Here is a 13,297-nt window from a genome sequence, read left to right as displayed (position 1 = left end):
CGGATCGAATTGCGATATGAGCCAACGGTTATCGACCTTGTCGAGCGTCACACGCACGCTCGACGCGGTACTCGTCGGGGCGCTGTCGCCGATGATCATCGTCTGATCCACGAACAGCATCACGACCGCATGGTTCGGCGTCGCCTTCGTCCAGGCGGCCGCGGGTACGGTGGCGACGGCCGAGATCTTCTTCTGCTTGGACCCGGGGATCACCACGTCGCGGGTGAGCGAGGGTGTAGGAGTTCAGGAAGTTGCCGGTCATGTACTTCTTGGCGGCCTCCAGATCCTTGTCGACCGTCTCGGGCTTGTAGGACAGCAGCGCGACGGTGCCGTCGGTGGCGGCCTTCGTGGATTCCTTTTTGGCCGTGTCGGATCGGCTCAGCGACACGTCTTTCCACTGCAGGTAGCCGGCCGCCCCGCCGAGCGCGAGGACGACGGCGGGCAGCAGTCCGTAGACCGCCACGTTCGCCCACGCGACGCGGCGCCGTGGGACGACAGGCGCCGCGTCGGTGGTCTCTGCGGCGTCGACCTCGGCCGCACCTTCGCACTCATCGGCGGCGAGCTCATCCACCGATGCCGTTGCCTCGAAAGTTTTTTCAGCTGCGGCCTCGCCGCCGCGGGTCTTGATCAGTTTCACGGCACAAACTCCACGTTCGACACCTTCATCACATCTCCGACTTTCTGCACCGCGAGGCGCATCCGCCATTCGCGTGGTTGTTGTTCCGGCGCACCGACATTGGAGGTCTTGACGGCCACCGCGACCAGCACCTGCGCCGAATCACCAGCCTCCGATTCCAGCCCGGCCTCGGTGATCGAGCCCGTGGACGTCGACTTCGCCTCCTTGACGACCTTGATGAAAGGTGCTGAGCGCTTGGCGAAGTCGTCGTAGAACTCGCCGGTCGCGCTGTCGAGGATGCGCTGGACGTCGGCGTCGGCGCGCTGCCAGTCGATGGTCGTCAGGTTCAACGCGCCCTGCCGGGCGACCTGCACGATCTGGCTCTGCCGCTCGTCGACGTCGGTCGCACGATGCGTGCGGACCACCAGCCAGCCGACCAGCGCGCTCAGCGCAACCACCAAAACCAGCCCGAGCACCGCCGCGAGCCGGCGCACCCGCTTTGGCTTCGCGGGCTCGTCGACGCGCTCGTCGGGACCACCCGGGTCGGCATCATCGAGCTCCTCGATGTCATCGATCTCGGGATCGAGGACGGCGACTGCGCCCTCGGTCAGCTCCCCGGCTGCGGCGTCATCATGCTCTGCCATGTCTTCTCCTTCGGAGCCGTGTGGGCCAAATCGGCTTGGGTATAGGTCTTTCCGTCCGGGCCGATATACGACCCACTGGCCGGGTCGTACTCGGCCACGGCGACCGGTGGCGGTGGCGGCGCGCCCGGAGGCGGGGCCGAGCCCGGCCGCAGTTGTGGCACGTCCTGCCCGGTCCAGGTGGCGTTGGGATCGCCTTTCCAGTTGTAGCCGTCGTTGAGAGGCACGTACGGCTCGTTGCTCTCGCACTGCTTGACGGTCGCGGCGCGCTTGCCGGGCACCGTCTCGCACGGCAGGTTCTTGGCACCGCGCACGTTGAACATGCCGTCCTGCGGGGTCCGGCAGTACAGCTCACCGGCCGGCAGCTCGGGGTAGTCCTCCAAGGCCGGGTTGCGCATCTGCTGCGCCGGCAGATACCCGGTGGTGCATGGCGGCGGCAGGTTGAGGTTCAGATTGAAGCTCAGATACGCGCCCTTGTAGGCCTGCTTGGTGTCGCGGTTGGCCAACGTGACGCCTTGCGCCGCTTCGGTTGTGCGCGGCAGCAGCACCAGAAGTTGTTCGAGGTTCGGCTGGTAGGTGATCGCCACCTTGTTGATGGACACCAGGTTCTGCAACAGGATCGGCAGTGTCGGACGCAGCCGGTTGAACAACTGCCCCATCTCGCCGAATGCCGGTCCGCCCTTGTCGAGCAGGGTGCCCACGGCCTTGTCCTGTGCCTGCAGCTCACCGGTCACCGTGGCGAGGTTCGCCGCCCACGCCTGGATGGCACCCGAGGTGTTGTTCTGCGAGTCGAGCACGGGTTTGACCTGATCGATCAGGCTCAGCAGCGGGTCGAGGTTGGCGCGCGCGTCGATGGCCAGCTGGCTGCCGCCCTTCACGATGTGGGAGAGCTCCGGCCCCAAACCGCCCACAGCCGTGGCAGATTCGTCGATGACCGTCTTCAGGTTGTCCTTGGGCACCGCTTGCAGCCCCTTGGTCAGCGAGTCGATGACGGTGTTGATGTCGGGCGGCACCGAGGTGTGCGCCAGCGGGATCACGTCGCCGTCCTTCAGTGGTCGCGAGCCGGTACCCCGGGGCGTCAACGACACGAACTGCTCACCGATCGCCATCTGGCTGTGCACGTCGGCCTGCACGTCGGACGGAATGTCGGTGCCCGAATTGAGCGACAGCTCGGCCTGCACCCCGGTGGGCGTGAGCCCGACAGACTGCACCCGGCCCACCACCGTGCCGCGGTAGGTGACGTTGCCGGTGGCGTAGAGGCCGCCGGTCTCGGGCAGCTCCATCTTGACCACGTAGCGCCCGATGCCGAAAAGCTTGGCGGGCAACTGCATATAGATCAGGCTCATCATCGTCACCGCGACCAGGGCTACGAGGGCGAAGATCGCGAGCTGAATTCTCACGCGTTTGTCGAGATGCATTTACGGCCCCTGATCCCAGCGGTACGGAATGGTCAGCGGATTACCCGGGTTGTTCGGCCCGCCGGCGGTGCACGGACTGGGGAACTGGCCGATGGTGCGGCCCCACTGCAGTTCCAGCTCGGTCAGGTCGCACTCCCAGCGGGTACCGGTGAAGAACGCCTGATCGATGCGGCTGAGGGTGAGGTCGACGATCGCGGTGAGGTTCGCGTAGTCGCCGCGCTGCCACTTCTCGATGGTGTCGCTCGGGAACGGCACCGTGGGAATGAAGCTCAACGCCCGCGTCATGGCCGGCCCGGCGTTGGCGAGCTGTTCGAGCGTCGGTCCCAGATCACGTAATTCCTTGATCACGTTCTGTTTTGACCGGTCCACGGTGTCGGCGGCGAGCGCCGCGAACTTGCTCAGCTTGTCGGCGGCCTTGACGAGGTTCTCCCGTTCACCATTGAGCACCGCGAGCGCTTCCGGGACGGTGTCGACAGCCCGGTCCAGCACCGGCTGGCTGGCGGCCAACTTGCCGACGACGACGTTCAGGCTCTCGGACGCCGCGATGATGTCGGGGGTCTGGTCCTTCACGTTGGCCGTGAACGTGTCGAGCTGTTTGATGAGGCTGCGCAGGTCCTCGGCACGCCCGTGGAACGCCGTGCTGAAGGCTTCGGTGATGTCCTGGACGTTGCCGATGCCACCGCCGTTGAGCACCATCGACACTGCCGACAGCGTCTGCTCGACCGACGGGAAACTGCCGCTGCTCGCCAGCGGGATGACCGATCCCTGATGCAGTTTGCCTTGCGGGTGGCCGTCTTTGGGCGGCCCGAGCTCGATGTGCAGCGTGCCCAGCAGACTGGTCAGGCCCAGCTTGATGGTCGAGTTGGCGGGCGCGTCGACATCACCGTTGAGCCGCATGGTGACCAGCGCGTGCCAACCCTGCCGCTGGATCTTGGTGACCGTGCCGACCGTGACGTCGGAAACCCGGACCCGCGAATTCTCCTGCAGGTTGGTGACATCCGGCATCTGCGCCTGGATCTCGAACGCTCCGGGCCCACCGCCCTCGGTACCGGGCAGCGGCAGGCTGTTGGCGCCGCGCCAGTCCGAGCAGCCGGCCGAGGCCAGTAGCGCCAGCGCGGTGAGGACGCCGCCCCCGGCGGACCGAAGGCGACTCATGATCCGCCTCCGGCCGGCGGCGTCATCATCCCGGCGAGGCCGGCGTTGGCGTCGGTGGGCACGGTCTGGGGTGCCGCGGCCGCCTGCTGTGCGACCGGGGCCGCAGGCCGCGACGGCGGGACTTAGTCGGGGCGCATCCAATCCTCGCTGTAGGTCACCTCATTGGGCCGCGCCTGGGTACCGACCATCAGGTTCACGCCCAGCGGCAGGAAGTTGTATTGCCGGTTCTTGACGATGGGCGCCAGGTACTGCGCGCACAACTTCGACGACTGATCCGCGCCCAGGCGCGACGCGGCCTGGATCGCACCGCAGATGAAGCTCACCGGATTGGCGAAGTTGTTGGCCGCCAGGATGCCGGTCAGTGAACCGACCGCCGGCTCGTAGATATTGTTGAGATCGGCCAAAGCTGTTGGTGTGACGTGCAATACCTGCTTGATGTCGTCGAGGCTGCCCACGATCGCGGTGCTGACCGACGCCAGCTTGTCCGATGCCGTGCCGACGGCCTCCTTGTTGTCGGCGACGAAGGATCGCACGTCGTCGGCGACTGCACTCATGTCGTGCAGTGCCTGACCGACCTTGTTGGGGTCGTCGGCGACCAGACCGGTCACCTCGGCCAGGTTGGTGTTCAACCGTTCCAGCAAGCCGGTGCTGTCCTGCAGCGCCGACACCAGGATCGACAGGTTCTTGAACGTCGAGAACAGGTCATTGCTGTGGTCACCGAGGATCGACACCGCTTGCGACAGTCGAATCACCGATTCCCTGATGCTGGCGCCCTGCCCGCGCAGATTGTCGGCCGCGGTGTTGATGAAGCCGCCGAGGGTACTGACCCCGCCCGGCTGGTCGGGTTTGAGCAGATCGGCCACTCGCTGCAGTTGGGTGCGGACCTGGTCCCACTCCACGGGCACCGCCGTGCGATCGAGCGGGATGACGGCGCCGCCGCGCAACGTCGCCCCGCCGCGGTAGGGCGGGATCAGCTGAATTGCCCTGCCGGTCACCAGCTGTGGCGACAGGATGACGGCCTTGGCATCGGCCGGCACCTTGTACTTGTCATCGATCCAGAAGGTGACCTTGACCTTTTCGGGCCCGGGTTCGATCTTCTCGACCTTGCCGACCGGTACCCCCTGGATCAGCACATCGTCGCCGCTGAACAGCTGATTGGTGTTCTGGAAGTAGCCCACCACCTCGTTGCGCGATGCACGCTGGAATGCCTGCACGGCGAAGTAGCCGCCGCCCACGACGAGGGCCAAGACGGCTGCCACGACGAGCAGACGTGTGGACAGCTTGCTCATCACTGTCCTCCTGGCGACGGTGCTTCAACGGGATCCGACACGTGCAGTGGCGGGGTCTTCGGTGGTTCCGGCATGGCGGTCTGTCCGGGTGCGAGCGGCGGTGGTCCGGGTGGCGGCCCGCCCGGCGGCGGGGCCGGTTGCGGTTCGCGAACGGGGTAGCAGCCGGGGCCGGGCAATGGGATTCCCGGTGGGCCGCATGCGGTATCGCCGGGCTTGCCGGTGATGGCGTCCGGAATGGTCATCCGTGGGTCGCCGGCCTGGCCGGTGCGCGGGAACGGCACCGGCAGCGGCGGGGTGCCGGGCTGCCCGGTCTGTGGATCCTGAAGCTGCGACGGCAGTTTCGTGTTCGGGTCGACGCCGAGGTCCGAGAACGCGGCGTCGACGAACGGCTGCACGAACTGACCCGGCAACAGGTTGACGATGTACGCCTTGAAGAACGGGCCCGAACTGACCGCATCACCCAGTGCAAGGGCGTACTGGCTCAGTCCCTTGACGGCCTGCTGCAGCCGCTCCTTGCGATTGTCGAGCATCGCCACGACGCCGTTGAGTTTGTCCAGTGCCGGCCGGAGTTGCGAGCGGTTCTCGGCAATCAGACCCTCAAGTTGCTGCGCGACCGCCGACAGGTTGTGCCACAGCCGGCTCACCGCGGCACTCTGCGAACGCAGTTGCACCAGAAGCGCATTGGTGTTCTTGACCAGGCTCACCACCTGGTCGCTGCGCTTGGCCAGCACCGTCGTCGCCTTGGCGGCGTTGTCCAGCAGGCCGCGCAGTTGCGCGTCGCGATCGTTCAGCGTCTTGGAGAACCGCGCGATGCCGTTCACCGCGTCCCGCAGATCGGGGGCGGTGTTCGCGAATGCCTCCGAGACGGTGGCCAGCGAGTCCGACAGCTGATGGGTGTCCAGGCCGCTGATCGCGTTGGTGACGTCACCGAGGGCGTCCGGCAGCTGGTATGCCGATACGGTCCGCTCGAGCGGGATGGTGCCCTTGAGGTCGCCGTCACCCTTGGGGACGACTTCCAGCATCTTGCTGCCCAAAAGACCCTTGGTCTTGATGGCGGCCTCGGTGCGCTCGCCGAGGTGCACGTCGTCGTCGACGGTGAATTTGATCAGCACGCGCGGGCCGTCGAGGTCGATGCTGGCGACCCGGCCCGCCGGAAACCCCGAGATGTCCACGGGCGCACCGGTATGCAGGCCGCTGGCGTCTTCGAAGTATCCGGAGTACGTGGTGGTTCCACTGACGAACGGAATCTTCTGGAACAGCAGCGCGACAGTGGCGACGATCACCACGGCGCTGACGCCTATCGCGCCCAGGGCGAAATGGCTTCGCTCGGCAAAAGGTTTCATTTCGGCGTGCACCGTCCCGTGGTCTGGCTGGCCACCTTGACGTAAACCGGTTGTCCGCCTTTACCGTTGAGTTTGAGCACCGCGTCGCACAGGTAGAAGCTGAAGAAGTCGCCGTAGATGCCCTGCCGCGACAGCGCTTTGTACTTGTCGGGCAGGGTGTTGAGGAAGTTGTCGAAGTAGTCGTGGTCGGCGAGCACGATTCCGGCGGTCCGGTCCACCTCGTGCACGGTCTTGGCCAGCGGCGGCCGGGCCTCGGTGAGCAGGCCGGCGATCGAGTTGGCCGCCGCATCGGTGTACGCCACCGCGTTCGAGACGTCGGTCTTGCGTTGTTCCAGGCGGTCAACCAGCTCCGACAGTGAGACCACGGCCTTGTCGAGCTTGTCGCTCTTGCCGCCGAAGGTACCGAGAACGGTGTTGAGGTTGGTGACGACCTGCCCGATCAGCTGATCGCGGTCGGCCAGGGTATTGGTGACCACCGCGGCCTGCGCCAGGAACGACCCGATCGACGGGCCCTGCCCTTGCAGCGCCTGCATCAACTGCCCGCTGAGATCGTTGATCTTGTCGGGGCTCAGGGCCGAGAACAGCGGGCGAAAGCCGCCGATGACGGCATCGAGGTCCAGCGCGGGCTGGGTTCGGTCGACGGGGATGGTGTCGCCCGCATTGAGCTTCTTGGTGCCGCCGGCGCCTTCCTCGAGGGCCAGGAACCGGTCGCCGACAACGTTGTCGTACCGGATCACCGCACGGCTGCCTTCGGTCAGTACGACGGAACTGTCTGCGGTGAATTCGACGGTCACCGTCGAATCGCGGTTGATCGACACGTTCTTGACCTGGCCCACCTCCACGCCCGCGATGCGAACGTGGCTGTCCTTCTTCATGTTCGAGACGTTGACGAAGCGGGCGAAATAGGTGTGCCCCTCGTCGAACCGCAGGTCCGCGAACACCGCCCAGAGGGCCACGGTGCCAAGCAGACAGACCGTCAGGAACGCCGACAGGCGCACCAACGTGCCCCTAAGGTTCTCCACGACTGCCCTCCTGTCTCGGTCGTTGGTTGGTCATCACGGTCAGTTCCCGCCTGCCTCGGCCGGCAGCGGCGGTGCCTCGGCCGGCGCCGGTATCGGCTCCGACTGTGGTTGTGCGTCAGCGGGATTGGGCGGCGCCGGTGGCACGCCGGGCCACAGCGGCACCCCGCCGGGGCCGTACAGCGGTGCGCCATAGGGCGGCGCACCGGGGTACGGGATCGGACCGGGAGCCGGCCCGGGCAGGCACTGCCGGATGCTCGGGGCCTGCGGTACCGCGCGGGTGCTCTGGAACCACTGACCCCAGCAGGGGCTGCCGATGCCCGGGTTCGGTCGGATGTCCAGCCCGGTGCCCCAACCGGTGTTGGTGATCAGTTGCCGCACCGGGAAGTTCTTGGCGACGTCGGGCAGCGAGCCACAGCCCGGCTGTCCGCCCGGTCCGCCCTTCGCCCCGTTGATCGGCAGGTTGTCGGGGAACACGTACGGGTTCTTGCCCGGCAGCAGCGTCGCGTCGAGGATCAGTGAGCGACCATCGGCGCCGCCGAACACGCCCCAGGCGCCGGTATCGAGGAACTTCTTGGTGCCCTCCAGCCAGCACGTGTATCCCGGGCTGTACTTGAGCAGCAGACTCGTCGTGGGCTCCAGCCCGTTGATCGCATCGACGAGGTTGTCCCGGTTCGGGCCCAGCAGATCCGTTCCGGCCTCGGAGAATCCGATGACATTCATCAGCAGACTGTCGAGCGCCTTGGCCTTGCCCGTCACGGTGCTGCTCGTGGTGCTGGCGGCGTTGAGGATCTTCACGATGTTGTCCGCGGCCGCCCCGTAGGTGTCGCTGAACTGCTTGAACGACCGCCAGTCGTCACGAATCTTGTCCGAGCGCGAGTTGAGCGCCGTCAGCACCTCGTTGAGATCCGTTGTGGCCTGGCCCATTCGCTCACCCTGGCCGCGGACGCCTTCGGCGACGGCGCTGAGCACCGAGTTCAGTTTCGCGGGATCCACCATGTCGAGCAGGTTGACGATGTTCTCGAAGACGGTGTCGACCTCGGTTGTGGTGTGCAGGGATTTCAGCACCGCACCGGCGGCCAGCCGGGTGCTGCTGGGCGCCTGCGGATACACCAGGTCGACGAACTTGGCGCCGAATGCCGTCGTAACACTCACCTGCGCGGCGACATTGGCGGGGATGTACTTCACCTGGTCCGGGTCGAGCTTGAGTTGCAGGGTCGCCCCCGAGTTGCTCACGTCGATCTGGCTGACGCGGCCCACCAGCACGCCGCGCATCTTGACCTTGGCGTTGTTCTCCAGCACCAGACCCGCACGGTCGGGCATGACCGTCACCGGCACATAGGATTTGGCCGCACCGGTGAAGATGACCACGGTCACCACCATGAACAGCACAACGGCGGCGATCAGGATGAGGGCCCACCACGAGTTCGAGATCCGGCGATCTCCCTTGCGCGCTTCCACTGGCTAACCCGCCATGTTGAAGTTGCCGGACTGGCCGTAGATGGCCAGGGAGATGAACACAATTTCCACGGCGGCGATCACCATGGACAGGCGCACCGCGCGCCCCACCGCCTCGCCGACACCGGCCGGACCGCCGGAGGCGGCGAACCCGAAGTACGTGTGCACCAACATGATCACGACGGTGATGGCAACGCACTGAACGAACGACCAGATCAGATCGGTCGGGTTGAGGAACGTGTTGAAGTAGTGGTCGTACACGCCGGCGCCCTGTCCGTAGACGGTGGTGGTACCCATGCGCGCGGCGAAGAACGCCATCATGACCGCGACGCAGTACAGCGGGATCACCACGACCACGGCCGCCAGCACCCGGGTGGACGCGAGGTAGGTGATGCTGCGGATGCCGATCACTTCGAGGGCGTCGATCTCCTCGTTGATCCGCATGGCGCCGATCTGCGCGGTGGCGCCGGCGCCGATCGTGGCCGACAGCGCCACCGCGGTGGTCGCCGGCACGATCATCCGGACATTGAGAAACGCCGACGCGAACCCGGTGAGGGCCTCGAATCCGACGGACGAGAACTGGTTGTAGCCCTGGATTGCCACGAGGGCACCCGTCGTCATGGTCAGGAAGCCGACGATCGCGACAGTACCGCCGACAACGACGAGCGCACCCGTGCCCAAACCCGTTGCGGCAATGAGCCGAAGCAGCTCCGCACGATAGTTGACGACGGCATCGGGAATCGATCCGATGGCGTGCGAATAGAAGGCGCCCTGCTCACCGATGCGGTTCCAGCGGGCGACCGAACTCTTGGTCAGCTTGTCGAGCCGCGGGAACCTGCGGCTGGGAACGTCGACAGTCATCTCTCCCTCACGACACCGTGTACTGGATCGCGACGGCGGTCACGATGACGTTGATGGCGAACAGCACCATGAAGGTGAAGACCACGGTCTCGTTGACGGCGTTGCCCACCCCCGCGGGGCCGCCGCGCACGGAAGTGCCCTTGTAGCAGGCGATCAGGCCGGCAGCCATGCCGAACAACGTCGCCTTGATGAGCGCGACGATGATGTCCCCCGGTCCGGTCAACAGGTTCAGGCCGCCGACGAAGGCGCCCGGTGAGACGTGCTGCACCGTGGTGCAGAACAGGAAGGCGCCAGTCAGACCGACGAGGATCACCGTGGCCGACAATGCCAGCGCCACCGTGGTGGCCGCCAGCACGCGCGGCACCACAAGCGAACGGATGGGGTTGATGCCCATCACGCGCAGCGCGTCGAGTTCCTCGCGGATGGTCCGCGCCCCGAGGTCGGCGCACATCGCCGTTGCGCCGGCCCCGGAAACCACCAGCACCGTGACGATGGGGCCGATCTGGTTCACCGTGCCGATCGCTGCACCGGTGCCGGAGAAGTCGGCGGCGCCGAATTCGGTCAGCAGGATATTGAAGGTGAATGTCAGCAGCACTGCGAAAGGCATGGTGAGCAGCAGCGCCGGCAGGACCGACACGCGCGCGACGAACCATGTTTGCATGACGTATTCGTGCCACGCGAACGGCGGCTGGAACATTTGCACGAAAGTGTCGAACGTCATGGCGAAGAAGCCGCCCAATGAGGTGACGGGCTTGGCCGCCGCGCGCGTAATCGCTACCATTCGTCGCCCGCGCTTTCCAACGCCGAATCCACTGCGCATCGTCGATACAAGATCGCTGCGGCCAACATGGGTGAAGACGCTATCAATGCAGTTCAGACGCCAACCATCTCCAGATGGAGGGATTCGGTCTTGTGATGTGTCCCCCATCGGAGTGATGCATGTGTCTTGCATCACATGTCAGCGTGGCGGAATGCGAAATCCGCCAAAACGCACAAATAAGCCATATCACGTAATTCCAGAAATCGCATCAGAATGGAAAATTCTGAGCACTTGTTAATTCACCACAGCGGCAATTATGGAATAGCCCTGCGGACACTGAAACAATGGCGACTATCGCGCCTGCTCACCGAATCCGGCTTGCGCGTCCATGTAGAGAGTGATGGCTTCCAACCGATTGGCGGCGCCGATCTTGCGCAGGATGCGTTTCACGTGCGTCTTGACGGTTTCCACCGATACGACGAGTTCGTCGGCGATCTCGGCATTCGAGTCGCCGCGCACCATCCTGGCGAACACGTCGCGTTCGCGGTTGGACAACGCCGCCGTGACGGCATCGACCGCCGCGTCCGTCTCGAACACGTCCTCGTCATCGGCGGCATCCAGGCTGACGGCCGTTCTGGCAATGCGGTCGGCTTCCTGCGCCAAGCGGGCCGCGGCTCCGATGATCGATACCCGAAGTTGTTCCACCCGCTCAGAATTCAGCAGCCGCTCGTAGGCGAACGAGTACACCGCGAGCAGCAGTCCCAGCGTGTCGACGTCGCCATCGGCGATGGCGCCCCGCGCACGCGACAGGTGGACCAGCGCCACCACCTTCGACTCGACCACGATGGGCGCGACCAGATAGTCCGCGGCACCCAGAACTTCACGGAAACCTTCGGTGGCCGGCACCTCACCGTCGCCGGCGTGGACGATCCGCCGGAACCTGATGCAGTCCTGCTCGGCGAGAGCGGCGTTGCGCGGCACCGGTTTTCCGGTGCCGTGTGTGCCGTGCGATGTCGTGGGGATGAACTTGTCGGGCGCTATCGACGACAGCACTGCGCTGCTGAACCCGATGGTATGGCACAGTTCGGCGCACACCTGGCGCTCGAGCGCCTGCAACGACGGGGCGGCTTTCAACCGCCGGATGCTGTCGATCACCGACCGCGCTGTGGCACCGGAGTCGTCACCGCTGATCAGTCTCGCTTCGACCTGCGCCTGCAACGACGCCATCAGCAGCCGCTGCGCCACGGCGGGCATGAGCGCGATGCCCTCGCCGTCATCGCCGAACAGCACTTCCTCGGTCGTGGCCGCCGAGTTGGCGATGGCCTGCTCAAGAGTGGTGGCCTTGGCCGATGTCGGCAGGTTGAGCACGCTGCGCAGGTGTCCGTCGATCTGATTGAGCCTGGTCACCATCGCACGCCGCGTCATCGCGACCGTCCGCTCCCCACGCCGGCGTCCATGGCCAGATACATCGCGAGGGCGGCCGCGCGGTTGGTGGTGCCGAACTTCTCGGCGATGCGCTTGAGATGCGACTTGACGGTGCCTTCCGAAATCTGCAGGCACCGCGCGATGTCGCGGTTGGTGGCACCGGTCGCCACGTAGGACATGACTTCCCGCTCCCGCGGGGTCAGCTCGAGTGGTGCGGCGGGAACGCCGGCCGGCTCGGCCACCGCGGCAGAGCCCGCGTCCGAGGCCGGGGCGCCGGCCGGCCCGCGCTGCGTCATGAGTTGATCCATTGTGGCGCAGAGCTTGTCGACCTCGACGCGCTGCTGCGACACCTTCTCTTCGAGAACCGCCCGCTCGTACACCACGGCCAGGCATTCGGCGAACGCCTCGAGCAGATCGAACTGATCCATGACCGTGGTGTCGGGAGCGTCGGGGAAGTCGGCGTGCAGCATCCCGATCACGGCGCCGCCGACCGTGATGGGCGCCGCGAGGTAGTCCTGCCGGGCCGATGCGGTCGGACGGGATACGACGACGCCGTGTCGCCCACGGACCAGGGCGGTCTCCGCCTCGGAGTCCGCGAACCGGACGGGCAGGCCCACCGAAAAGCCGTGGAAGGAAGACGATGTCGCACCACGGCCATGCAGATACCGCGGCAGCCAGTCATCCTCACGGACCGTGGAGACCATGACCCGACTGAATCCGAAGTCCCGGCACAACAGCGTCATCGCGGCCTTGATGGTGTCGCGCGACGAGGTGCCACGCAGCGAATCGACAGCATGGCGAATGGCGGTCAGGCGTCCGGCACCACGGGACACCGCGCGACCGCTCAGCTCACGCCGGAGCCGCTGGACGCCGGCCAGCAGGTCCTCGGTCGCGGTGCCGGCCGCACGCTGACGTTCGAGGCGGCGCCGGAAGCGGTCCAGGTGCCGGTCCAGCTCGCGGTGGGCTCCGGGATCACGATGATTGCGGCCCAGCGAGTGCAGCGGGTCCGCGTCTGTCGTCATCTCGGTGCGCCCGGCGATGAGCGTGGCCATTCACTCCCCTGCCTTGAGGTCAAATCAGGACTGGTCCCAAAATGTTCCGCGGGTGCGCGGCCAGACGGGTCGACACGCGGCAGCTCTGCCCAGCTGCGATCGATGCGCGTTCAACAACCGTTCGGAATGTTGCTACGCAGATTCTGCGCGGGCGACAGCTGTCTAACTATGTCCGCAACCGACGAAAAAACCCGAACCAACCGCCCGGCTATGTCCTGACGCAACAAACCTGGGAACAAGCTGACGGTTCCCCAGCAAAC

At 65.9% G+C, this 13,297-nt stretch carries 11 protein-coding genes and 1 pseudogene; all 12 read right to left on the bottom strand.

Going from position 1 to position 13,297, the window contains the following annotated elements; translation table 11 throughout:
- Nucleotides 1-28 precede the first annotated feature (28 nt).
- Nucleotides 29-637, bottom strand: a complete 609-nt coding sequence (locus tag ACJH7A_RS14855) for a hypothetical protein (RefSeq protein WP_267325085.1) — start codon at nt 635-637, stop codon at nt 29-31.
- The gene (locus tag ACJH7A_RS14850; RefSeq protein WP_406802218.1) at nt 634-1,260 is read right to left on the bottom strand and encodes a mammalian cell entry protein; all 627 of its coding nucleotides are present in this window, start codon (nt 1,258-1,260) and stop codon (nt 634-636) included. Before ACJH7A_RS14850 ends, ACJH7A_RS14855 begins: the two co-directional genes overlap by 4 nt.
- Nucleotides 1,224-2,675 (bottom strand): MCE family protein, encoded by a 1,452-nt coding sequence (locus ACJH7A_RS14845; RefSeq protein ID WP_061003053.1) that lies wholly within the window; start codon nt 2,673-2,675, stop codon nt 1,224-1,226. Before ACJH7A_RS14845 ends, ACJH7A_RS14850 begins: the two co-directional genes overlap by 37 nt.
- Complete coding sequence (locus tag ACJH7A_RS14840) at nt 2,676-3,830, bottom strand: MCE family protein (protein ID WP_061009820.1); 1,155 nt, start codon at nt 3,828-3,830, stop codon at nt 2,676-2,678. It lies immediately after the preceding gene.
- A pseudogene (locus tag ACJH7A_RS14835) lies at nt 3,827-5,119 on the bottom strand (MCE family protein). The gene ACJH7A_RS14840 and the pseudogene ACJH7A_RS14835 overlap by 4 nt, the downstream one beginning before the upstream one ends.
- Entirely contained in the window at nt 5,119-6,462 is a 1,344-nt protein-coding gene (locus ACJH7A_RS14830) for an MCE family protein (RefSeq protein WP_406774999.1), read from the bottom strand. Before ACJH7A_RS14830 ends, ACJH7A_RS14835 begins: the two are co-directional and overlap by 1 nt.
- Nucleotides 6,459-7,484 carry an MCE family protein gene (locus tag ACJH7A_RS14825; protein ID WP_406774998.1) on the bottom strand — a complete coding sequence of 342 codons (1,026 nt, stop codon included), beginning with the start codon at nt 7,482-7,484 and terminating at the stop codon, nt 6,459-6,461. The genes ACJH7A_RS14830 and ACJH7A_RS14825 overlap by 4 nt, the downstream gene beginning before the upstream one ends.
- A gap of 39 nt (nt 7,485-7,523) precedes the next feature.
- Nucleotides 7,524-8,942, bottom strand: a complete 1,419-nt coding sequence (locus ACJH7A_RS14820) for an MCE family protein (RefSeq protein WP_406802217.1) — start codon at nt 8,940-8,942, stop codon at nt 7,524-7,526.
- Nucleotides 8,943-8,945: 3 nt separating this feature from the next.
- Nucleotides 8,946-9,800, bottom strand: coding sequence for an ABC transporter permease (locus tag ACJH7A_RS14815; protein WP_406774996.1), 855 nt, complete (start codon nt 9,798-9,800; stop codon nt 8,946-8,948).
- Between the two features lie 7 nt (nt 9,801-9,807).
- Nucleotides 9,808-10,581 (bottom strand): MlaE family ABC transporter permease, encoded by a 774-nt coding sequence (locus tag ACJH7A_RS14810; protein ID WP_406774995.1) that lies wholly within the window; start codon nt 10,579-10,581, stop codon nt 9,808-9,810.
- Nucleotides 10,582-10,911: 330 nt separating this feature from the next.
- Entirely contained in the window at nt 10,912-11,985 is a 1,074-nt protein-coding gene (locus ACJH7A_RS14805; protein WP_406774994.1) for a response regulator transcription factor, read from the bottom strand.
- The gene (locus tag ACJH7A_RS14800) at nt 11,982-13,037 is read right to left on the bottom strand and encodes a LuxR C-terminal-related transcriptional regulator (protein ID WP_406774993.1); all 1,056 of its coding nucleotides are present in this window, start codon (nt 13,035-13,037) and stop codon (nt 11,982-11,984) included. The genes ACJH7A_RS14805 and ACJH7A_RS14800 overlap by 4 nt, the downstream gene beginning before the upstream one ends.
- Nucleotides 13,038-13,297: the final 260 nt, after the last annotated feature.

The organism is Mycobacterium sp. SMC-17 (genome assembly GCF_045310915.1).
GTDB lineage: Bacteria > Actinomycetota > Actinomycetes > Mycobacteriales > Mycobacteriaceae > Mycobacterium.
The sequence above is the reverse complement of the archived record's forward strand: the minus strand, read 5'-3'. Positions and strand labels throughout refer to the sequence as shown.

What these genes read in the sequence shown, in the direction of transcription:
- ACJH7A_RS14845 (WP_061003053.1), bottom strand. Translation starts at nt 2,675, where the DNA reads ATGCATCTCGACAAACGCGTGAGAATTCAGCTCGCGATCTTCGCCCTC.
- ACJH7A_RS14815 (WP_406774996.1), bottom strand. Translation starts at nt 9,800, where the DNA reads ATGACTGTCGACGTTCCCAGCCGCAGGTTCCCGCGGCTCGACAAGCTG.
- ACJH7A_RS14805 (WP_406774994.1), bottom strand. Translation starts at nt 11,985, where the DNA reads ATGACGCGGCGTGCGATGGTGACCAGGCTCAATCAGATCGACGGACAC.
- ACJH7A_RS14840 (WP_061009820.1), bottom strand. Translation starts at nt 3,830, where the DNA reads ATGAGTCGCCTTCGGTCCGCCGGGGGCGGCGTCCTCACCGCGCTGGCG.
- ACJH7A_RS14830 (WP_406774999.1), bottom strand. Translation starts at nt 6,462, where the DNA reads ATGAAACCTTTTGCCGAGCGAAGCCATTTCGCCCTGGGCGCGATAGGC.
- ACJH7A_RS14800 (WP_406774993.1), bottom strand. Translation starts at nt 13,037, where the DNA reads ATGGCCACGCTCATCGCCGGGCGCACCGAGATGACGACAGACGCGGAC.
- ACJH7A_RS14850 (WP_406802218.1), bottom strand. Translation starts at nt 1,260, where the DNA reads ATGGCAGAGCATGATGACGCCGCAGCCGGGGAGCTGACCGAGGGCGCA.
- ACJH7A_RS14810 (WP_406774995.1), bottom strand. Translation starts at nt 10,581, where the DNA reads ATGGTAGCGATTACGCGCGCGGCGGCCAAGCCCGTCACCTCATTGGGC.